Genomic DNA, 22349 nt, shown 5'->3' with positions numbered 1-22349 from the left:
GAGATTGCCGCGAGCATTCAGAAAGACCCGCGTCATCGTTAACGTTTTTCGCGAGCAAGCTCGCTCCTACATTGGAAGGTGGTTACCAGTCATAGGTCAGGCTGGACACCACCGTACGCCCCTCCCCGTAGTAGCAATCCAGGTCGCTGGTGCACTGCGAGACATAGGTCTTGTTGGTGAGGTTCTGCACGTTCATCGCCAGTTTCACGCCTTTGAGCTTGAGCGGCGAGGCGCCCAGGTCGTAGTTCAGGCTGGCGTCGTAGACGCTGTACGACGGCACGCTGAACGCGCCTTCGTAGTAATCGCCCAGGCTTTGGCGCGCGTAGCGGACGCCCAGGCCGGCACCGAGGCCGGCGAGCGGGGTGTCGCCCAGTACGGTGTAGTTGACCCACATCGACGCCGTGAGCGGCGAGATGCCAGCGGGGTGGCGGCCTTGGCGACCTTCTTCGTCCTTGGTGTACTTGATGTCGTTGCGCGCGGCCGAGGCGATGATCTCCCAGGCGTCGCTGAGGGCGGCCTTGGCTTCCAGTTCTACGCCGCGGGAACGCATGGCGCCGCTCTGGGTACTGAAGGTGTCGTTGGGGTTGGTGGTGAGCACGTTTTCCTGGTCGAGCTGATAGACCGCGACCTGCACAAAACTCTTCTGGCCCGGCGGCTGGTACTTCATGCCCACTTCGTATTGCTTGCCGGTGGAGGGGTCGAACGGTTTGCGCTGGGCGTCGGTGCCGGTCAGCGGCAGGAACGATTCGGAATAGCTGACAAAAGGCGCCAGGCCGTTATCGAACAGGTACACCAGGCCGGCGCGGCCGGTGAAGGCTTCGTCCTTGCTGGCAAAGCGGGTGCCTTGCAGCGGCTCCTTGTTCACCACGCTGGCCCAGTCATAACGCCCACCGAGCACCAGGGCCCACTTATCCAGTTTGATCTGGTCCTGCACATACAGGCCGGTCTGGCTCAGGGTGCGGTCCCAGCGGTACGGTTGGCCGAAATTCAGGCGCTGGCCGTAGACCGGCTTGAACAGGTCGATCACTGGCGGGTTGCGGTCATACAGGCCATGGAACAGCGAGCCGGAGTGGTAGTAATCCAGGCCGACGATCAACGTATGGGACAGCGCACCGGTGTCGAATTCGGCCTGGGCGATGCTGTCCACGCCAAACACTTTGTTGTTTTGCGCCCAGTCCACGCCGAAGCGCTGCAGGTAGCGTTGGTCCTGCACACCGGTGGCCGGGTTGGCGACGAAGCGGTAGCCGTGCAGCGGTGCGGTGTAGCGGTCGTCCACCTCGGCGTAGCGCGCGTTCTGCTTGAGGGTCCAGGTATCGTTGAGGCGATGGGAAATCTCGTAGCCCAGCACGTACTGCTCGCGGTTGTACTGGTTGACGCCGGGCTCGCCGATAAACACATCGCGCTTGATCTTGCCGTTGGGGTTGGCCCACAAGGTGCCGGACGCCGGCAACCCTTGGGCCTCGGGCACGCCCTTGTCCTTCTGGTATTGGGCGAACAGCGTCACACGGGTGTCGTCGTTGGGGCGCCAGGTGAGGCTGGGGGCGATGAACTGGCGTTTGTTCTCGACGTAGTTGATCTCGTCCTGACCGTCGTTGGCCAGGCCGGTGAGGCGGTAGAGGAATTGCCCCTGTTCATCCAGCGGGCCGCTGAGGTCGATGGCCGCACTCTTGTGCTCGTAGGTGCCGGCTTCCAGCACCACCTGGTGCACCGGGGTTTCGCTGGGGCGCTTGCTGACCATATTGACGATACCGCCAGGCTGGTTTTGCCCATACAGCACCGAGGCCGGGCCCTTGAGCACTTCGATGCGCTCCAGGGAGTAGGGCTCGATCTGCAGCGCGCCACCCGTGCTGCCGCCGCCGTAGGGCAGGTGCAAACCGTCAAGGTACAAGGGCGTGGGGGTGAAGCCGCGCGAGGTAGGTTCGTCGAATAACTTGACCCGGTCGGCAAAGCCACCGGCGGTCATGCCCGGGGTGTAGAGCAACGCCTGGGTGACGCTCTGGGCGCCGCGAGCCTTGATCTCGGCGGCGGTGATCACGTTGATGGTCTGGGGGATTTCCACCAATGCCGAATCGGTCTTGCTGCCGGACGCACTGCGCGTGGCGACAAGGCCGTCCACCGGGCCCGAGGCGCTTTCCTCGGCCTGCTGGGCGCTGATCTGAGTCGCGCCGAGCTGCAACGGCCCGGCGGATGGCATCGCCTGCAACGACCAACCGCCCTGGGCCTGCACCGCCACCAGGCCGCTGCCTGCCAGCAGCCGCTCCAGGCCGGACCCGACGCCGTAACTTCCCTGCAGGCCTGTGGTGCGCTTGCCTTGGGTAAGGGAAGCATCGACCGACAACAAGATGCCCGACGCACTGGCGAACTGGTTCAAGGCCTGATCGAGACTGCCCGCCGGAATGTTGTAGGCACGCAGCGCTTCGGTGCTGTCTTCGGCATGTACCTGGGTCGGCAGCATCGGCACCGTCGCCAGCAGGCTGACAAACAGGCCACGGCGCAAGGCGCGGGCCAAGGGTTGGATTGGGTGGTGCGGCATTGCAGGACTCCCCGTGAGAACGCTTCTTGATTGGCTTTCAAGAGGTATCCCGAACGGGGCGCGCAAACCGACAAGCATCGATAAAAAAAATTTCAGGCCCGTGCCTTGATGGTCACCCAGTAGCGCGTCACCGACTGCACCTGCACCGGCAGCGAACGCTCCAGGGCCGCGAGGATCGCGTCGGTATCGTTCAACGGGAACACCCCCGTCAGCAGCAGGCCAGACACCGCCTGATCACAACGCAACAGGCCTGGACGATAGCGGCTCAGTTGCGCGACAAACTCGCCCAATGGCTGGCGCTCGGCGATCAGCCGATGCGCGGTCCAACTGCTGGCATTGGCACTTACCGCAGGCAACGCCGAGCTTTGGCGCGAGTTGAACCACAGGCTGTCGCCGGCATTCATCTGCACCGCAGGACCCTGCAACGGGGTGACCCGCACGCGGCCTTCATACAGGTCGACGCGGCTGCCATCGGGCAGTTCGCACACGGCAAAACGGGTGCCCAGCGCCTGCACGTCACCGGCCGGGGTTTCGACGATCAAAGGGCGCACCGGGTCGTGGCCGCTGGTCAACAGGATCTCGCCACGGATCAGGCGAATGCGCCGCTCGCTGGCGCTGAAACGCAGGTCCACTGCACTGTCGCTGTTGAGGTCCAGGCGCGTGCCGTCGCTGAGGGTCACGTGGCGAATCTCGCCGGTGGTGGTGCGGTAGTCGGCAAAGGCTGCCTGCCAGGGTTCGCTGCGCTGCACCAGGTAGCCGCTGCCACCCGCCACCAGCAGCAGGCCGAGCAGTTTCAACGCGGCGCGGCGCTGGGTGTCCGGGGTGTCGCGCAACACCGCACGGGCGCTGTCGATGGGCACGCTGCCAAGGGTTTGTTGCAGGTGCTGCAGACGTTGCCAGGCGCGACGGTGTTCCGGATCCGCCGCCTGCCATTGCACAAACGCCTGGCGTTGCTCGCCTTGCAGCTCGCCGCTCCAATGCAGCATCAGCCATTCGCTGGCTTGCTCGACAATGGCCGGGGCGATGGGGGCGTCGGGCCTCATTCTGCGTACGCCACCTGGTAACAGGCGACGATCGCGCGGGTCATGTACTTCTGCACCGAACTGACCGTGACGCCCAGGCGCTCGGCGATCTGCGCGTAGCTCAGGCCTTCGAACTGCGAGAGCAGGAACGCGCGGCGTACATTGTCGGGCATGCGGTCGAGCATGGCGTCGATCTGCATCAGGGTTTCGAGAATCAGCGCACGGGTTTCCAGGCTCGGCGACTCGGGCTCGGGTAAATGCGCGATGCTTTCCAGGTAGGCACGCTCGATACGCAGGCGGCGCCATTGGTCGATCACCAGGTTGCGCGCGATCTGCACCAGGTAGCTGCGGCTTTCCTTGTCACCGGGGTAGCGACCGGAGACCAGCAGGCGCAGGAAGGTGTCCTGCGCCACATCGGCGGCGTGTTCGCGGTCGCCCAGGCGCTTGCGCAGCCAGCCTTGCAGCCAGCCGTGATGGTCGCGGTACAGGAGGTGAAGCTGTTGCTGGCCGTCAGTCGCGGTGTCCATGAAAAGCTCAGATACATTATTGAGAGCAATTATCATTACACCTTGTTTCGCGGCTGGCAAAACTCTTTGTGGTTCAGCGCTCGGCGGTTTGCAGCGGATACACCGATTCCCACCCTCCGCCCAACGCCTTGTACAGGCCGACCATGGCCAACGACACGCCGGTAGAACTCTCCACCCACTGCTCCTGCGTGGCCAGCAGCGCGCTCTGCACGGTGAGCACGTTGACGAAATCCACCACGCCTTCAACGTATTGGTGCTGCGCGGTGGTCAGGGCGATCTGGTTCTGGCGCACGGCTTCGGCGAGGCTGTCGCGACGCAGTTGGCTGGCGTTGTAGCGGGTCAGTTGGTCGTCGATTTCATGCCAGGCACGCAGCACCGTTTGCTGGTAGGCCAGGGCCGCTTCCTGTTGCTGGGCTTCGCGCAGGTCCAGCATGCCTTGCAGGCGGCCGCCGTTGAACAGTGGCAGGCTCACTTGCGGGCCGAAGGCAAACGCGCGGGAGCCCCAGGAGCCGAAATCCGACAGTTGCATGGCCTGGGAGCCGAGGCTGCCGGACAAGGTGATGCGCGGGTAAAAATCGCCCTTGGCCACGCCGATGCTGGCGGTGGCGGCGTGCAGGCGCGCCTCGGCCTGGCGGATATCCGGACGGCGTTCGGCGAGTTCCGACGGCAGGCCGATGGCGACCTGGCGTTGGGTCTGCGGTACGGCGGCGTCCTTGGACAATTGCGCGTGCAGGGCCTGGGGTGGCTCGCCCATCAACAGGCTGAGGGCGTTGATCAACTGGTCCTGGCGTTGCTGCAGATCCGGCAGCCGCGCTTCGATGGCGGCGACCTGGGCGGCCGCTTCGGCGACATCCAGATCGGTGGCCACGCCGTCGGCCAGGCGCAACTGCGAGAGCTTGAGGCTGTGGCGGGCGACGTCGAGGTTTTGCTCGGTCACCGCGCGGGTGTTCTGTACGCCACGCAGCTGGATGTAGTCCTGGGCGGTCTCGGCCAGTACCGACAACAGCACGGCGCGGCGGTCGTTTTCCGCCACTTGCAGGGTGGCGTCGGCGGCTTCGGTTTCGCGTTTGACCCGTCCCCAGAAGTCCAGCTCCCACGACGCCGAGAAGCCCGCGTCCCACTGGTTGAACGCGGAACGCCCGTTTTCGCCGGAGGGGTCGTTCAAGCCTTTGCCGCTGTTGCGTTTGCGCTGGTAGGCGCCCGTGGCGTCGACAGTGGGATAACGCTCGGCGGTGGTCACCTGGCGCACCGCACGGCTTTGTTGCAGGCGGCTGCTGGCCAGTTTCAGGTCGAGGTTATCGGTCAGCGCGCGGCGCGTGAGGGCCGACAGTTGCTCGTCGTGGAACACGTCCCACCAGCGCTCTTGCAGCGGATCACTCACTGCTCGGCTGGCGGCTTGTCGCCCTTGAGGTTCGCTCCACCGCGTGGCTTGCGGCGTGTGCGGGCGCTGAAAATCCGGCCCGACAGTGCAGGCACTCAGGCTGATAACACTCAGGGTGAGCCAGGCAAGGTGTCTCATTGCTGGGCCACCTCACGCTGCGGCGCGACCGGCTGGGTGTCGACGCTGGCCTCGACCGACATGCCGACCCGCAGGCGCTCGGTCAGCGGTTGGTTGGGTTCGAGGACGATTTTCACCGGGATGCGCTGCACCACCTTGGTGAAGTTGCCGGTCGCGTTGTCCGGCTTGACCGATGCGAAGGTCACACCCGTGGCGGGTGCGAGGCTCTCCAGGTGGCCGTTGAGCAGCTCCCCGTCGAGGCTGTCGACCCGCACCTGCACGGCCTGGCCGGCGTGCATATGGGACAGCTGGGTTTCCTGGAAGTTGGCGACCACGTAGGCCTCGGCCAACGGCACCACCGCGAGGATCTTGCTGCCCGGGGTCACATAGGCACCGACCCGCACCGCGCGCTCACCGACCATGCCATCCACCGGCGCGACGATGCGCGTGTAGGACAGCTGATAGCTGGCCATTTCCAACGCGGCCTGGGCACGCTTGAGCCCACCTTCGGCGGCATCGCGCTGGGCCGTGAGGATTTCCACCTGCTTGCGCTCGGCCGCCAGCACCGCCGTGGCGTTAGCCAGGCGCGCGGTGGCCTGGTCGATGCGGGTCTTGGCTTGCTGGGCGTTCTGCACGGTGCCCGCGCCCACGCCGGCGAGGTGGTTGTAGCGGTTCAGTTCATGTTCGGCGAAGGCCACTTCGGCGCGGTCTGCCGCCACGGTGGCCTGGGCCTGGGCGATCACCGAGGTTTGGCGCTCCAGGGTCGCGGTGGCGTTCTTCAGCTGGGCCTGGGCGACCAGGGTGTCGGCGTCGGCGGCCTGGGCGGCGGCGCGAAAATCGCGGTCGTCGATCAGCGCCAGCAGTTGCCCGGCCTTGACGCGCTGGTTGTCTTCCACCAGCACTTCCTTGATAAAGCCCGCCACACGTGGCGCCACCAGGGTGAAATCGGCGGCGACGAAGGCGTCGTTGGTGGCCTGGCGCTTGTTGCCCAACAGGCCGGGCGCGACCAGGTAGACCAGCACGCCGACGGCAAACACGGCGATAACGGAGACGGCGATTTTGTCTTTGCGTTTCATGGGAAGTCCTTGTGGCTAGGTCGGTGCGCGAGGCGGAAAAATCCGCGTGGGCATCCAGAAAATCAGCAGGATCAACGCCACCGCGACAGCGGCCATGACGTAATAGAGGTCCGAAGAAGTCAGCACCACGGCCTGCTCGTGCAGGCGCTGGGCCAGGCCCGGTGCATCGCCGTCGGCCAGCGGCGAGTTACCCAGGCGGTCCACCAGCATGGTCGAGTGAAAGTGCAGGCGCTGGGTGGTCAACGCATCCAGCACGCCGGTGGCAATCACGGCAGCCAGGCCTTTGACGGTGTTGAACCAGGCCGAGGCGAACGGCCCATCCGCCGGTTGAATGCTGCCGGTGGAGAGCATCAGCAGCGGCAACACCGCCATGGGCTGCCCGAAGATTTGCAGCAGGTACAGGCCGTAGAAATCGTCGCGAATCCATGCCGAGGTCAGGTGCGCACTGCCCACGCAACACAGCACCAACATCCCCAGCCCGATCCCCAGGACCCAGCGGCAATCGACCCAGCGCAGGTTGCACAACGCCGCCACCAGCGGCAGCGCGATCAATTGCGGCAGCGCCATCAGCAGCATCACCGGCGCGGTTTGCAATGGGCGATAACCCTGGACCTGGGCGAGGAAACTCGAGGGGATGATGATCACCGAGGTCAGCACCATCAGCACGCCTGCCAGCACGATCAGGGCAAACGCCAGGTTGCGCAGGCCTAGCATCTGCAATTTGAAAAACGGCATCGGGTGCGACCATTCATTGAACATGAACAGCACCAGCAGCACGCTGCCGCCGCACAGCAGGAAGGTGATCAGGCCCGACTCGAACCAGTCCAGGCGATTGCCCTGCAGAATGCCGATCACCAGCATGCAGATCGCCGGAAACCCCAGCAGCAGTCCGCGCCAGTTGAACTGCTTGAAGCGCTCCAGGCGCAGCGGGTCTTGCGGCAAACCGTAGGCCACGGCGGCCATGGCCAGCAGGCACGGCCCGACGATCTGCCAGAACGCCCACTGCCAACCGACGTATTCGGTCCACAGTGCCGCCAACGGCGTGCCGAGGCTCGGCCCGAACGTGGCGGTAAGTGCGTAGCCAGCCAGACCATACAGCTTGACGTTGGCCGGCAGGAAGCGCAGCGCCACGGTCATCAGCATCGGCGGCAAGGCACCGCCCGCCAGGCCCTGGACGGTACGCAGCAGCAGCAGGCTTTGGTAGTTCGGCGCAAACGGGCACAGGATCCCGAGCACGGTGAACAGGCCAATGGCGCACAGGGTGAAGCGCCGCAGGGAAAACGTCACCGAACACCAGGGCGCAAAGGCCATGGCCGACACGGAAGTGGCCGTGTACGCGGCCACCAGCCAGGTGCCTTCGTCAAAGCCGATGTACAGCGCACCGCGAATATCCGCGAGGGCCACCTTGGTGACCATCTCGTTGAGGCCGGACACCAGCACCGCGAGCAACACGCCGACCAGGCCGATGATGATGCGCGGGCCGAATACAGGCGGGGTGATGGCGGTGGGTCTGGCTGCGGCCGCAAGGGTGGGGGCAGCGAGGGAAGTCATGAACAGGCAGCTCGGGATTAGAAATACCCGAGCAGTTTAATCAGGCACATCCATGACAAAAAGTTACATGTTGGCAGGATATAAGTGCGCCAGGCGCAATCCTGGATTCACTATAGAACCCTTGTGGGAGGGGGCTTGCTCCCGATTGCGCTGGATTAGATAGAAAATCTGGGTCTGGCACACAGCAATCGGGAGCAAGCCCCCTCCCACATTTTGACCGCGCATGGCTTGTAGATCAGGTGGGTTGGGCTTCCAGCCAGGTGGCGTGGCAACTTTCGCGCATGGTTTCGCGCAGCCACTTATGAGCCGGGTCTTTGTCGAAGCGCGGGTGCCAGGATTGGGCCAATACCAACGTCGGCAGCGAGATCGGCAACGCAAACGCGCGCAGTGGCAGCTTCAAGCGGTTGGCGCTCAACAGGGCTTCCTTGGGCACCGGCAGAATCAGGTCGGAATCGGGCAACATGAACATCGCACCGTGAAAACCCGGCGCAATCATCGCCACCCGCCGCTCCAGGCCCTGGGCATTCAGTGCAGTGTCGATCGGGCCACGGGCGATGCCACGTCGCGAGATGCTGATATGGGAATAGCTGGCGAAGCGCGCGGCGGTGATCTCGTCGTCAAACAACGGATGGTCCTCCCGCGCGAGGCCCACGAAGGTGGTGGAAAACAGGTTCTGCACCTTCACTTCCGGAGTGACCGGCATGGTGTTGCTCACGCGCAGGTCCAGCCGCCCTTCGCGCAGGGCTTCATCATCGGTGTCGCCTTCAGGCACGAAACACAGCTCGCACAGTGGCGCCATGCGCTCCATGGTGTCGAACAGCCGACCGCCATACACGCCGATGAAAAAGTCATTGGCGCGCACACTGAAGCGACGGCGCAAGGTGCTCAAATCAACCTGATCCGCCGAGCGAAACAGCAACGCCGCCTGCTCCACCACGTTGCGCACCTGGCCTTGCAACTGCAAGGCCTTGGGCGTCGGCACCAGGCCGCGACCGGCGCGCACCAGGATCGGATCGCCCACCGCTTCGCGAATACGTGTGAGGGTACGGCTCATGGCCGCCGGACTGAGGTTCATCCGCCGCGCGGCGCCCACCACGCTGCCCTCGTCGAGCAAGGCGTCGAGGGCGACCAACAGGTTCATGTCGGGTAGTTGCATGCCAAGCACTCGTGGTCAGTCGGGAGTGAGCTGGCCGCAATCGTAGCAGGCTGGGGGTATCAGCGCTGCATGCCCCACCGTTTCACGGTGAGGCGCTCGAAGGTGTCGAACACCAGGTTTTCCACCAGCAGGCCGATCAGGATCACCACCGCCAGGCCGGCGAATACCTTGTCGGTGTACAGCTCGTTGCGGTTCTGGAAGATGTACCAGCCCAGGCCGCCCTTGCCGCTGGTCGCACCGAATACCAGCTCGGCGGCGATCAGGGTGCGCCAGGCGAAGGCCCAGCCGATTTTCAGCCCGGCGAGGATCGACGGCAGTGCCGCCGGGATCAGGATGAACAACACGAAACGCATGCCCTTGAGGCCATAGTTGCGACCGGCCATGCGCAGGGTTTCGGACACACCGAGAAACCCGGAATAGGTGTTGAGCGCCAGCGCCCACAACACCGAATGCACCAGCACGAAAATCAGGCTGTTCTGGCCCAGGCCGAACCACAGCAGCGCCAGCGGCAATAACGCAATGGCCGGCAGTGGGTTGAACATCGAGGTCAGGGTGCTCAGCAGGTCACGGCCCAGTTGCGTCGACACCGCCAGGGTGGTCAGGGCAAACGCCAGCACGATGCCGATCAGGTAGCCCTTGACCAGCACCACCAGCGAGATGCTCACCTTGCCCAGCAGTTCGCCACTGAGCAGGCCGTCATAGAGCGCGTGAAAGGTCTGCAGGAAACTCGGCAGCAGCAGGTCGTTGTTCTGGTAGCGCGCGACGGCTTCCCAAAGGATCGCGAGCACGATCAGGATCAGGCCCTTGCGTAGCCAGCCTTGCTGCCACAGGCGTTGGCGCAGGGGCAGTTCGCGTTCCACGGGGACGCTGAGCAGCGGCTCAAGGTTGATTTCGTATTCCTGGCGCATTGGGTTGTCCCCTTAGTAAGCGATGCGGATGTCGGCGAAACCCAACTCACGTTCGGCCTCGGGCGCTTCATCGAACAACAGGCGATGAATCCGCCGCGCCGACGCCTGGAACTCCACGCCACCGAGGCTGTGCAGGTCGTATTGATGGCTGTGGATTTCCGCGCGCACACGCCCCGGATGCGGCGACAGCAGCAGGATGCGATTGCCCACCACCAGCGCTTCTTCGATGGAGTGGGTGACGAACAGCAGGGTGAAGCGCACTTCTTCCCAGAGCAGCAGCAATTCCTCCTGCATCTTGCGCCGGGTCAGGGCGTCGAGGGCGGCGAAGGGTTCGTCCATCAGCAGGATTTTCGGCTGCATGGCCAGGGCGCGGGCGATGGCCACGCGGGCTTTCATGCCGCCGGACAGCGTGTGCGGGTAAGCGTCGGCAAAGGCGCTGAGGCCGACTTTGTCGAGGTAGTGCAGCGCCCGTTCTTCGGCTTCGCGACGCGCTAAGGTCTTCGACGCCAGCAGCGGAAACATCACGTTCTGCTTGACGGTTTTCCACGGCGGCAGCTGGTCGAACTCCTGGAACACCACGATGCGGTCCGGGCCCGGCTGTTCGACCTTTTGCCCCAGCAGGCGGATCTCGCCTTCGCAGGGTTTGATAAACCCGGCAATGGACTTGAGCAGTGTGGATTTGCCGCAACCCGATGGGCCGAGCAACACGTAGCGATCCGCCGGGTCGATCTCGAAGCTGACTTGGTGAGTGGCGCGCACCACGCGCTCGGGGGTGCGGTATTCCAGGCTGACGTTATCCACCGCCAGCAATGGTGCGGCGGTGTGCAGGTTGCTGGCCGTGTGGCCTTGCAAGGGCGCGTTCATCTCAACTTCCTTGCAGGGGCTTGGCATCCTGGAAGAAGTAGTCCTTCCACGATTCAGGCTTGTTTTTGATGGCGCCGACGCGGTAGAGGAATTCCGCCAGCGGGTAGGTGTTTTTTGGCGTGACGCTGAATTCGAACTGAGGGTTGTCGATGATTTTCAGCAATTCGGCGCGGTCGATCTTGGCCTTGGTGACGCGGATGTAAGTGTCGGCCGCCGCGCCTTTATCGTTCTGGGCGAATTGCGCGGCTTCGGTCAACGCCTCGACAAATGCCTTGTAGGTTTTCGGGTTGTCGTTGCGGAATTTCTCGGTGGCGAACAGCACCGTTGGCGAGTTCGGCCCCAGCAGGTCGTAGGTGTTCAGCACCACATGCACGTTCGGGTTGGCCAAGGCCTGATCCTGGAACGGCGGGTTGGAGAAGTGCCCGGTCAGTTCAGTGCCGCCGGCGATCAGGGCGGCGGTGGCATCCGGGTGCGGGACGGCGACGGTGTACTTGTCGAGGCGATTGAACTCCTTGTCGCCCCATTGCTTGGCGGCGGCGTATTGCAGGAAGCGCGACTGCACCGACACGCCCACCGCGGGCACGGCGATACGGTCCTTGTCGGTGAAATCGGCAATGGTCTTGACCTTGGGATTGTTACTGACCAGGTAGTAGGGGAAGTTGCCCAGGGAGGCCACGGCCTTGACGTTCTGCTTGCCATGGGTGCGGTCCCAGATGGTCAACAGCGGGCCGACGCCGGCACCGGCGATATCGATCGAGCCGGAGAGCAGTGCGTCGTTGACCGCTGCGCCGCCGGACAGCTGGGTCCAATCGACCTTGATGTCGAGACCTTCCTGCTTGCCGTATTTTTCGATCAGGTTCTGGTCGCGCACTACGTTAAGCAGCAGGTAGACGATACCGAACTGTTCGGCGATGCGGATCTCGCCTTCGGCCTGCGCAGCCACCGGAGCCAGCAGGCTGCCGGCCAACAGGCTCATACCGAGGCCGACGGTCGTGGCCAGCCGTGCAAATGGGGTTTTCCTGGACATGGTCATGCTCCGAATCAGAAAGGCGCGTCGCCCTGGATGGTGGTGCGAAACAGCTTGCGGCGCAGATGGCTCGGGCAACCGGCGGCCAGGTGGATCAGCGAGCGGTTGTCCCAGAACACCAGGTCGTGGGGCTGCCATTGGTGGCGGTAGATGTTATGCGGCAGCACACTGTGGGCGTAGAGCTGGGCCAGCAGTTCGCGGCTTTCATCTTCCGGCAGGCCGACGATGCGGGTGGTGAAGCCTTCGCTGACGAACAGCGCCCTGCGGCCGTTTTCCGGATGGGTGCGCACGATGGGGTGAACCACTTCCGCGACTTGGGCAAGCTGCTCGGGCGTCAACGTCGGGCGCCAGTTGCCTTCGAATTTGGTTTCGCTGTAGCGCGCGGTATAAGAGTGTGCGGCACTGCGGCCTTCCACGGCTTTGCGCAGGTGCTCGGGCAGTTGGTCCCAGGCTTTGTGCATGTCGGCAAACAGGGTATCGCCGCCTTCGGACGGCAGCTCCTGGGCGTGGAGCATCGAGCCCAGGCTCGGCAGCTCTTTATAGGACAGGTCCGAGTGCCAGAATTTGCCTGCGTCACCCAGGCCGATGGATTGGCCGTTTTCGATGATGTTGGAGACGATCAGGATTTCCGGGTGGTTGGCCAGCAGGAACTGCTTGAGCACGTGGATCTGCAGGACGCCAAAGCGGCGGCTGAAAGCGATCTGTTGTTCGGGCGTGATGCGTTGATCGCGGAACACCACCACGTGGTGATCCAGGTGCGCGCGATGAATGCGGGCGAAATCCTGGTCGTTGACTGGCCGGGACAAATCCAGGCCGACAATCTCGGCACCGACGCTGCCGGGCAGTGGTCGAATCTCGAACGTTTGAGTGGCAAGGGTCGCTGTTGGAACAGTAGAGGTGGCGGACATGAGTTCACTCCCGGTCAGACAGGAGAGTGACTTTATAGGCATAAGAACGGTAATTTAAATACCGTTAGAGAATATATATATGCGGTAATGTCGCAATACACCAGCGGCGTGTCAGACCTGGCAAAACCCGCGCGTGGGCCGCCGGAGTCGAGCGTTGAAACGCTTACAAGCCGAAACCGTGCCCGTTTGACAAGCCTATGGGCAGCCTCTAGTGTGCATTGGATCCAATTAGCCACCCTATTTTAATAAGGAGGATAGCGTAACCGTGACGCAGAAGCCGAACCCGTTGAACAGCATCAAGATCACCGGCCCTATTCCCGCCCATCTTGCTCGCTCCGTGATTGAAGAAACCTTGCGCAATGCCATCCTTGATGGCCGCTTGCCCTGCGGTACCGCCATGCGTCAGCAGGAGCTGGCCAGCCTGTTCGGGGTCAGCCGCATGCCGGTGCGTGAAGCCTTGCGTCAGTTGGAGGCGCAGTCACTGCTGCATGTGGTCACCCACAAGGGCGCCGTGGTTGCACCGTTGATCGAAGACAATTCGGCTGAGACCTATGAGCTGCGAATGTTGCTGGAGTCTGAAGCCCTGCGTTTGTCGATTCCCTTGCTGACCGAAGCCGATATCGCCGAGGCAGACACGCTCATCTGTGCCCTGGAACAGGAAAAAGACTACACCGAGATTGGCCGTCTCAATCGCCTGTTCCACATGACCCTGTATGGCAAGGCCCCCAACCAGCGGCTGCTCAAGCTGGTGGAGCACGGGCTGAATGAGGAGGAGCGCTTCCTGCGTTTCAACCTCGAGGCGATGGGGCTGGGCGAAACTTCCCAGGAAGACCATCGTGAACTGCTGAACCTGGTGACACAAAAGAAGGTCGAGGAAAGCATCCTGACGCTGCGTAATCACCTGATGCGCGGGATGGACGTGATCACAACCTATCTCGATAACCTCGACGCCGCCGCAAAGAAGACGCTCTAACATGGCGTAAGGTCGCTCGGCTTGCCCGTCGAGCACTGCGGGGTTCCCTACCTGGCCAAGTAGCGCCCCGCGCAGAAGAAACTTCCCACTCTTATAAAGTAAGTTACCGACAGCTTATATTATTTAGAAAAACATCTAATGCATTCATATACTGGCCAACTTGTTTAACCCGCTTATTATCTTTCATTACTAAACCAGCCACTTAATTCGACCGTGCAGCCCCACTTGCGTGAGCGCGCGTGCGCGCAAAGCCTGGTTTACATCTTTCTTATCTTTTTTGCGGCATACAAAAGTCCAACGTTGTTTTAGCGACGACGCAATAATTTATAGGCATCAACTATGTACCCACCTTTACTGGAACAAAGAAAACGGCTGTTGTGCAGCCATCCGTTATTTCTGGAAATAACTTCGCTGGAAAAGTTACGACTGTTCATGGAAAACCATGTATTCGCTGTCTGGGACTTCATGACGCTCACCAAACGCCTGCAGCAGGACCTGACCTGCACTCGCCTACCCTGGCTGCCACCGGCCGACCCGCAAGCAGCACGCTTGATCAATGAGATTGTGCTGGGCGAAGAATCAGACTCACGCCCCAGGCAAGGCCATTGCAGCCACTTCGAGTGGTACCTGGAAGCCATGGTCGAAGTCGGCGCCAGCACCTCGGCGATACACCGTTTCATTGCACTGCTGCACCAGGGCGTGGAAGCAAGCACGGCCCTGCGCATGGCCGATGTTCCTGCTGGGGCCGCGCGCTTCGTCAGCGACACGCTGCACATTGCGCTGCAAGCCCCTACCCATTGCGTAGCCGCCGCATTCCTTCATGGGCGTGAGCGTGTCATACCAAGTATGTTCGAACACCTCCTGCAGCCCGATACGCTCATCCATCGCCAGGCACCGTCCCTGTGTGGCTATTTCAGGCGCCACATCGAGTTGGATACTGAACATCACGGGCCAGCAGCTGAGGAGCTGCTCGAACGCCTGGTGGGTGCAGACCCGGCTTATCCGCAACAGGCCCATGACGCAGCCCTTGCCGCCGTAGAAAGCCGTATCACGTTCTGGGACGAGGTGCGCGCCGCGCTGCACGAGGTGCACCCATGAATACCGCCGGCTACACCACCATCGCCGACGACTGGGAACGCCGCGCCACCATCCGAACCCGCCCTCGTCGCCTGCTGGAAGACGACAACAAGCTGATCTACCCACTGTGCCGTCAGCCCTTGGTACTCAACGCGACCTTCATGGAACATTGCTCGCAATGGCGCGACTTCGTGCTGGTGCAAAGCTTCTATAAGTTCATCCACGATGTGGTGATTTTCGAAACCGAAATCGTCGACAAGACCGCGCGCAGCATTGCCAAGAATCGCTTCTCGCTGCCCTTCCCGCTTGCCTGTCGCGTTGATGCGATGACGGTTGTGGTGGACGAGGACTATCACGCCTTGGTGGCCTTGGATTTCATGCAACAGACTGTCGCAATGACGGGCATACAGCCGATTGACCTGCCCGGGCATATCGAACTGAGTCGCGCGCTGCCGGCGGCGCAGGCGCAGGCTCCGGAACACCTGAGCGATGCTGTGGAGCTGATTGGCGTAGCCATCGCCGAAAACACCGTGACCCACGATGTCGCAGCGTTTTCCAAGGACCGCAGTGTCAAGGCCTCCATACGGGGCTTGATGGACGACCACCTGTTTGACGAAGGTCGCCACGCGCAGTTCTGGACGCGGCTGGTGCGCATCTACTGGCAAGCCGCGAGCCCGGATGACCGTGACAGCATCGCTCACGTACTGCCGACATTCCTGGCACATTACCTGACCAACGACCTGCAGAAAAACTTCGACCTGCGCCTGATCGAACACCTGGACATCAGCGAGCGCCTGCGCGGTGTGCTGCGCGATGAAATATCAGCGCTTGCGTTCCCCATCACCCGCCAGCACCCGTTGATGGCCAATATCATGGGCTTCCTGCAACACAGCGGCGTGCTGCAAACGCCGAGCGTGGGACAAGTGCTGAACGACTACCTGTCGGTGTCACCATGAGGTGCCTGACCATCGGCTGGTGCGGCACAAGCAAGGCACTGGGCGAAATCAGGCCAATGCTGGAACAGTACGGCCATGTTTCAGGGGATGAGGCCGCCGACCTGTGGATTGAAGACGGCAGCCTGCCGTTGCCGGATGACGTGGGCGAAACCACCTGTATAAGTCTGCGCCTGGGGATAGGCCCGTTGAGCGACGGTGGGTTGCCTGCGCTGCAAGTGCGCGCCTATGGCCATGGCCGACGCTTGTTCGCCGTACTGGACATCGCCGAGGAGCCCAGTGGCAACGGCCAGCGATTGCGTCGGCAGGCAACAACCGCGCTGGTGGATTGGGTCGCACTGCTGGTCAGTGGCTTCTCACGTGACCCCGAGTCTCTCTCTACACGCGCGATTGCCACTGACTGGCCCGACCACGGCCTGCACGGGCTTGAGCCGTTGGCATTTATGCATCGATTCAATCGTACGGCAAACCCTGCCCTGATCCAGGAAGCCCAGGTACCGGTGATCGAACGGGTGCAGGCCAGCCTTGTCCTGTTCGCCGACCGGCAGGCGCTGAACATTGCGGGGCACACCGTGACCTACCGCCAACTGCACCTACAGGCCATGGCGATTCAGCTGCGATTGCGCCCGCTGCTGGAGGCGCTTGAGGCGCCACCGGTGATCGGTGTATGCCTGGAAAAATCCGTGGAATTGTATGCCAGCATTCTTGCCGTACTGGGCAGTGGCGCGGTGTACCTGCCACTGGGACCTGATCAACCCACAAAACGCCATCGGGCCATGCTCGAAAACGCCGGGGCCCGCGTATTGCTGGACGCCGGCCAACATCCATTGCGGGAGCGTTTCATTTCACTGGATGTCAGCACAGTCGAGGCGCACAACGCCAATTCCGCATCCTCGCTGATGCACGATCGCCCCTGTTCGGATATGCCGTGCATGGTGCTCTATACATCGGGCAGTACGGGCCAGCCCAAGGGTGTGCTGCTCAGCCAAGCTAACCTGGCGCATTTCACCGCTTGGTTCGGGTCCTGCATGACGCAGGATGAACGGAGCCGCGTCCTGCAGTTTTCGCCCTTGGGTTTCGACTCGTCATTGATCGAAATCTTCCCCGCCCTGATTGCCGGCGCCGAGTTGATCGTACCCAGTGAGGAACAGCGACGCGACCCTGGGCAACTGTTGGAATTGCTCCGCCGACAGCGTGTCACTCATGCCTTCCTGCCGCCTGCGCTGCTCAATATCCTGCCGCCGGATCCCCCCCTGGGCGTGACGCATCTGCTCACCGGTGGCGATGCCTGCGAACCCCATGTAATCGAGCGGCTGGCGGGACGGTGCCAGTTGCACAACCTCTATGGCCCCACCGAAACCACGGTACTGATTACGCACCGGACGTTCGCCCCCGATGACAATAATCGTAATGTCGGCTACCCCATCGCCAATAGCCAGGTGCTGATCCTCGATGACGATCTGCAACCGGTGGATGAACAGGTGATGGGCGAGTTGTACATCGTCGGGCCCGGAGTGAGCCTGGGGTATGTGAATGCGCCGCGGCAGGCTGACAGCCCGTTCGTCGAACTGCTGGTGCCGGGCGGCCAAAGGCTGCGGGCCTACCGCAGCGGCGACTTGGCGCAGTGGAGCGCCGCAGGGATTGTGCTGGGTGGGCGTCGCGACGACCAGGTAAAGATCCGCGGTTTTCGGGTCGACCCCCGGGAGATTGAACAATGCCTGCGCAGCAGCAGGCTGTATCGCGAGCTGGCCGTGGTGATCGACCATGAAAGCAGGATCTGCGCCTTTGTCGCCCAGCCCGAACCCAATGCTACGCTGGTGGCCTTGCAGCAGCATACGCGCCAGTGGCTACCGGACTACATGCAACCTGGTTTCTGGGTGGAACTGCCAGCCATTCCGCACAGCGACAACGGCAAGGTCGACCGCAAGGGGCTGCTGTCGCGCCCCTTCCTCCCCATTTTGCAGGCCACTCCCGGCGCCGCGCACACGCCGCTTCAAGCGCGATTGAGCGACCTTTGGGGTGAGCTGCTGGGCTTGCCCACCAGCCAGTTGCCCATCGATGAAAGCTTCTTTGCACTGGGCGGCCATTCGATTTTGCTGTCGACGCTGTTGTTGCGCGTTCGCGAGCAATTTGGCCGTAGTTTCGCGTTAAGCCATTTCATTGAAGTACCGACTATTCGTACGCTCGCAACGCTGATGGAGGAAGGTGAACTGCCAGACGCATCCTCTGCCCGAGCAGCCGTGGACGCTCAACGGGAGTGGGAAATCAATCCGTTGCAAGGGGACCGCGCAGGCAATCCGCACAAGGTGATCGTGACAGGGGCCAACAGCTTCGTCGGCGTCCATATTGTCGAGGCGTTGTTGAACGCCGGGGCCACCGAGGTGGCGTGCCTGGTGCGTGACTTGCCGGGGAGTCCTGCGATGGCTCGTTTTACCCAGGCGTTGCGTGACTACCAACTGGAACATCTGGACTTGAGCAGGGTGCGAGTATTCGCCGCCGATGTCAGCCTTCCGCGGTTGGGTTTGGCCTGTGACGCGTATGACGCACTCGCCGCAGACTTTGGCACGCTGGTGCACAACGCAGCACGGGTCAACCACGTGCTGGACTACGCCTCACTGGCCAGGGACAACGTCGACCCCATATTCGAATGCCTGCGCCTGTGCGAAACCCGCTGCAAGAAAGTCTTCAACTTTGTCTCGACATTGTCGGCCGCCAGCAGCATCAGCACGACGGGGCATGTGCTCGAAGCTCCGGCGGCAACCACCCTGCCGCTGTACATCCGAAATGGCTACAACCTGTCCAAGTGGGTCGCCGAGCGGATCCTGGGGCGTGCAATCGAGCAAGGGGCCTGGGTGAACATCCATCGCCCTGGAAATATCAGCTTCAACAGCCATAACGGTATCTGCCAACCACAGAAGAATCGCCTGATGTTGATGCTCAAGGGATCGCTGCAGTTGGGCATGCTGCCGAGGTTGGACCTGAATTTCGACCTGATGCCCGTGGACTTTCTGGCTCGCTTCATTGCGTTCCACTGCAATCGCTTTCAAGCCGATAGAAGCGTATTCAACCTGCATAACCCACAACCACTGAGCTGGGAGCACTACCTGGATGCATTCAACCGGGCGGGCCACCGGTTCGAGCGGGTCAGTACTGCGCATTGGCAGCAGGCGCTGCGAACGGTAAGCCAGGACAATGCGATGTTTGGTGTACTCGGGTTTTACCTTGATCGACTGGATGAAGATATCGGTGACACCTCGATGATCCTCCATGACAACGCGCAACGCGGCGTTCAGCAGATGGGTGAGCAATACCCCGAAAAAGACCCGGCACTGCTGAGTAAAGGCTGCAACTACCTCAAGGCCATCGGCTTTCTTTGAATAGCTTCAGGACAACTTCATGAAACCGCTGCAACCCGATACGCTAATTCATAACCCGAGCGGCCACCCGATAGTGTCCTCTGTGGTGATCGACTGCCATGCCAACCGTCTATGGAACATAGTGGGGCAGTTTGCAGGCTTCGATGCGTTCATCCCTTCCTTGACGCATATCGAAATGACCGGCACCGGAGTGGGCGCTTTACGCACGAAATTTTTCCGCGATGGCAACCGCGTCGTAGAACAGCTCAATAGCCGGGATGAGCAAGCGATGCACATGACCTGGACCACGATCTACAACACCCTGGGCGTGGCCAGGTTGTGGGCCGCAATCAAAGTGGAAGCGCTTGGAGCACACTGCTCCAAGGTAACCTGGACCATCATTGCCGACCCCCTGGAGACGGCGCAGGAAGGATTTGAACAGTTTGTACAAGGCTTCGCAGACAGCGCGCTGGACAATGTTCGCCGCTTGCTGGGTAAGCAGTAGGAGCGAACCGGCTCGCTCCTACTCGTACACTCAGCGGCTCAGATCTTGAAGCTGTCGACCAGCTGCTTCAACCGATTGGCCTGTTGCGACAACGCATCGCAGTCTTTCAGGGTTTCGTTGAGGTTGGTCACGCCCTGCTGGTTCAGCAGGTTGATCTGGTTGATATCGACGTTGAGGGTTTCCACCACGGCAGTTTGTTCCTCGGTGGCCGCAGCGACGGACTGGTTCATGCCGTCGATCTCGACAATTCGCTGCGTTACGCTGACCAGGCGCTCACCGGCCTGGTTGGCCACCTGGACACTTTCCTCACTGGAGGTCTGGCTGGCATTCATGGTGGTCACTGCTTCACGCGACCCCACTTGCAGCGAAGTGATCATTTTATGAATCTCCTCAGCCGACTCCTGGGTACGGTGAGCCAGGTTACGCACCTCGTCGGCGACCACGGCAAACCCGCGTCCGGCTTCCCCGGCACGTGCTGCTTCAATCGCAGCGTTCAGTGCCAGCAAGTTGGTTTGCTGGGAGATGCCTTTGATCACATCAAGGATGTGGCCGATATTGTCGGTGCTGGCGTTCAGGGTTTCGATCTGAGTGCAGGACAGGCTGATTTTCTGCGACAGCTCCGACATTGCCAGGATGGTTTGCTCGACCACTTTACGCCCATCATCAGCCTGCTCGCTGGCACCGCTGGCGTGCTGTGAAGCATCGGCGGCGTTACGCGCGATTTCCTGGGTGGCAGCCCCCAGTTCGTTGATTGCGGCGGCCACGCTGTTGGTGCGTGCGCTTTGCTCATCAGAGCCGATGATCGAGGCGTTGGATGACGCCATCACACGCTGAGACAGGTCATGCACCTGACGTGTTGCAGAAGACACTTCGGAAATCGAGGCGTGGATACGCTCTACGAACCGGTTGAACGCGCTGCCCACTTCACCGAACTCGTCTTTACTGGTGACCGTCAAGCGGCGAGTCAGGTCGCCCTCACCTTGGGCAATGTCCTGCATGGCAATACCCATGGTGGTCAGGGGCCGCAGTAACACTTGAATCAGCAGGCTCAAGAGCACAGCAATCGCGACTACGGCGATCAGCATGGCGATCAATGCAGACGTACGGAATTTGCCCAACGGTGCGTAGGCTTTGTCTTTATCAATCGACAGGCCGATATACCAATCTGCACCGGGCAAGCCACTGATAGGTGTGAACGACAGGATGCGATCCTGGCCCTTGAGAACTACGTCCTGATTAACTTTCTCAATACGGACGTTAGTGCCCGGGTAGATGTCCTTGAGGTTTTTCATCACCTGGTCTTCGTCAGGACTTACGATGACTTGGCCGTCGCCGCTGACCAGAAACGCATGGCCGATGCCGCCGAAGTCCACCGAATTGATGATTTTCACCAGGGTTTGCAGGCTCAGGTCTCCGCCGACCACGCCGAGCAACTCGCCGTTCTTTTTCACCGGCATAGCGATAGTTACGATCTGCCCACCCACGGCGGCCATATAGGGCGGCGTGAGCATGGGTTTATCGGCAGCCACGGCTTGCTTGTACCAGGGACGCTGACGAGGGTCGTAGCCGTCAGGCATTTTTGCGTCCGGGCGCTGGGTGAACACACCGTTGGTTTGGCCAACGTAGGTGAACTGGAAGTTCGAGGTGAACGCCGGTTGATCAACCAACCCTGGAAGATCAGCAGCACTACCCTGATGGGCAACGTTTTGCGTCAGACTTTCGAGCACCAGTATTCGACCGCTAAGCCAGTTCTGCACACTACTCGCGGTGAGCTCACCGGACTGCTGGATAGACGACTCCAGATTCTGTTTGATGGTGCTGCGCTGCAGGTAATCGTTGTAAAGCGTGAATAACGCGAAGGCCAGAACCACAACGCCTGACGCGGCCAACAGAATTTTATGACTGAATTTGAGATTCATTTCATCGACTTCTTTTTGCCAAATGGGGGTGAGCGTGCCGAGAGGAACATTCCATGTACGGTATAGGCGGCGTCTCGGGCCGCTCTATTTCGGTGCACGCATGGCTCATCAGGCTTTCGGCCAAGCTGGAGGAAAGCTTAGGGAATTGTGGGATGAATCGTCCTTTTACGTAGGAAACCGACCAAAGGTTGTCGTACAAGATTTAGAAGTAAAAATTCTTCCCTATTACCTGCGTCGTGCTCTTAAAGCAGGTCAGTGCCATGAACCTGATTTTGGAGTTGGGTAGGCGTAGTTGCTGCTCGCTTACAGAGTTCATAAACCCTCTAAACGACAAAACCCCTGTCTGCATGAGCAGACAGGGGTTCTGGGATTTAATCTTGACGATGACCTACTCTCACATGGGGAAACCCCACACTACCATCGGCGATGCATCGTTTCACTGCTGAGTTCGGGATGGGATCAGGTGGTTCCAATGCTCTATGGTCGTCAAGAAATT

The 22349-nt window shown here is 61.4% G+C and carries 17 protein-coding genes and 1 rRNA gene; 5 read left to right on the top strand and 13 right to left on the bottom strand.

Annotated features, from left to right (window positions below; translation table 11 throughout):
• Nucleotides 1-82 precede the first annotated feature (82 nt).
• The 11 genes from J1N02_RS14215 to J1N02_RS14165 all read right to left on the bottom strand — a co-directional run bounded on the left by J1N02_RS14215 (nt 83) and on the right by J1N02_RS14165 (nt 13070).
• The gene (locus J1N02_RS14215; protein WP_421147424.1) at nt 83-2533 is read right to left on the bottom strand and encodes a TonB-dependent siderophore receptor; all 2451 of its coding nucleotides are present in this window, start codon (nt 2531-2533) and stop codon (nt 83-85) included.
• 92 nt (nt 2534-2625) lie between these two features.
• Nucleotides 2626-3576 carry a FecR domain-containing protein gene (locus J1N02_RS14210; protein ID WP_414886880.1) on the bottom strand — a complete coding sequence of 317 codons (951 nt, stop codon included), beginning with the start codon at nt 3574-3576 and terminating at the stop codon, nt 2626-2628.
• Nucleotides 3573-4082 (bottom strand): sigma-70 family RNA polymerase sigma factor, encoded by a 510-nt coding sequence (locus J1N02_RS14205; RefSeq protein WP_027608065.1) that lies wholly within the window; start codon nt 4080-4082, stop codon nt 3573-3575. Before J1N02_RS14205 ends, J1N02_RS14210 begins: the two co-directional genes overlap by 4 nt.
• A gap of 73 nt (nt 4083-4155) precedes the next feature.
• The gene (locus J1N02_RS14200) at nt 4156-5601 is read right to left on the bottom strand and encodes an efflux transporter outer membrane subunit (RefSeq protein WP_421147423.1); all 1446 of its coding nucleotides are present in this window, start codon (nt 5599-5601) and stop codon (nt 4156-4158) included.
• Nucleotides 5598-6656, bottom strand: a complete 1059-nt coding sequence (locus J1N02_RS14195; protein ID WP_092358600.1) for an HlyD family secretion protein — start codon at nt 6654-6656, stop codon at nt 5598-5600. The genes J1N02_RS14200 and J1N02_RS14195 overlap by 4 nt, the downstream gene beginning before the upstream one ends.
• Before the next feature lie 15 nt (nt 6657-6671).
• Nucleotides 6672-8207 (bottom strand): MFS transporter, encoded by a 1536-nt coding sequence (locus J1N02_RS14190; protein WP_027608062.1) that lies wholly within the window; start codon nt 8205-8207, stop codon nt 6672-6674.
• Nucleotides 8208-8442: 235 nt separating this feature from the next.
• The gene (locus J1N02_RS14185; protein ID WP_027608061.1) at nt 8443-9363 is read right to left on the bottom strand and encodes a LysR family transcriptional regulator; all 921 of its coding nucleotides are present in this window, start codon (nt 9361-9363) and stop codon (nt 8443-8445) included.
• Between the two features lie 59 nt (nt 9364-9422).
• A complete protein-coding gene (locus J1N02_RS14180) occupies nt 9423-10271 on the bottom strand; it encodes an ABC transporter permease (protein WP_027608060.1) in 849 nt (282 codons plus the stop codon).
• A 12-nt stretch (nt 10272-10283) separates the two neighbouring features.
• A complete protein-coding gene (locus J1N02_RS14175) occupies nt 10284-11135 on the bottom strand; it encodes an ABC transporter ATP-binding protein (RefSeq protein ID WP_027608059.1) in 852 nt (283 codons plus the stop codon).
• 1 nt (nt 11136) lies between these two features.
• A complete protein-coding gene (locus J1N02_RS14170; RefSeq protein WP_098480643.1) occupies nt 11137-12162 on the bottom strand; it encodes an ABC transporter substrate-binding protein in 1026 nt (341 codons plus the stop codon).
• A gap of 14 nt (nt 12163-12176) precedes the next feature.
• On the bottom strand, nt 12177-13070 hold the full coding sequence (locus J1N02_RS14165; RefSeq protein WP_027608057.1) for a TauD/TfdA dioxygenase family protein: 894 nt from the start codon (nt 13068-13070) through the stop codon (nt 12177-12179).
• A gap of 265 nt (nt 13071-13335) precedes the next feature.
• Here J1N02_RS14165 and J1N02_RS14160 point away from each other — a divergent pair, with 265 nt between their 5' ends.
• The 5 genes from J1N02_RS14160 to J1N02_RS14140 all read left to right on the top strand — a co-directional run bounded on the left by J1N02_RS14160 (nt 13336) and on the right by J1N02_RS14140 (nt 19934).
• Entirely contained in the window at nt 13336-14043 is a 708-nt protein-coding gene (locus J1N02_RS14160; RefSeq protein ID WP_092358594.1) for a GntR family transcriptional regulator, read from the top strand.
• A 339-nt stretch (nt 14044-14382) separates the two neighbouring features.
• Entirely contained in the window at nt 14383-15141 is a 759-nt protein-coding gene (locus J1N02_RS14155; protein WP_092358592.1) for a DUF3050 domain-containing protein, read from the top strand.
• On the top strand, nt 15138-16076 hold the full coding sequence (locus J1N02_RS14150) for a diiron oxygenase (RefSeq protein ID WP_421147422.1): 939 nt from the start codon (nt 15138-15140) through the stop codon (nt 16074-16076). The genes J1N02_RS14155 and J1N02_RS14150 overlap by 4 nt, the downstream gene beginning before the upstream one ends.
• Nucleotides 16073-19450, top strand: a complete 3378-nt coding sequence (locus J1N02_RS14145) for an amino acid adenylation domain-containing protein (protein ID WP_421147421.1) — start codon at nt 16073-16075, stop codon at nt 19448-19450. The genes J1N02_RS14150 and J1N02_RS14145 overlap by 4 nt, the downstream gene beginning before the upstream one ends.
• 19 nt (nt 19451-19469) lie before the next feature.
• Nucleotides 19470-19934: an SRPBCC family protein gene (locus tag J1N02_RS14140; protein ID WP_169899940.1), complete on the top strand. Its 465-nt coding sequence runs from the start codon at nt 19470-19472 to the stop codon at nt 19932-19934.
• 38 nt (nt 19935-19972) lie between these two features.
• On the opposite strand, the gene J1N02_RS14135 is transcribed toward J1N02_RS14140, so the two are convergent.
• Together J1N02_RS14135 and rrf are read right to left on the bottom strand one after the other, a co-directional pair.
• Nucleotides 19973-21853, bottom strand: coding sequence for a methyl-accepting chemotaxis protein (locus J1N02_RS14135; protein WP_027608051.1), 1881 nt, complete (start codon nt 21851-21853; stop codon nt 19973-19975).
• 375 nt (nt 21854-22228) lie between these two features.
• A 5S ribosomal RNA gene (gene rrf, locus J1N02_RS14130) occupies nt 22229-22344 on the bottom strand.
• Between the last annotated feature and the right edge of the window lie 5 nt (nt 22345-22349).

It is taken from the genome of Pseudomonas sp. NFX5, assembly GCF_049132125.1.
Classification (GTDB): domain Bacteria; phylum Pseudomonadota; class Gammaproteobacteria; order Pseudomonadales; family Pseudomonadaceae; genus Aquipseudomonas; species Aquipseudomonas marginalis.
This window is presented reverse-complemented; position numbering and strand designations above follow the sequence as displayed.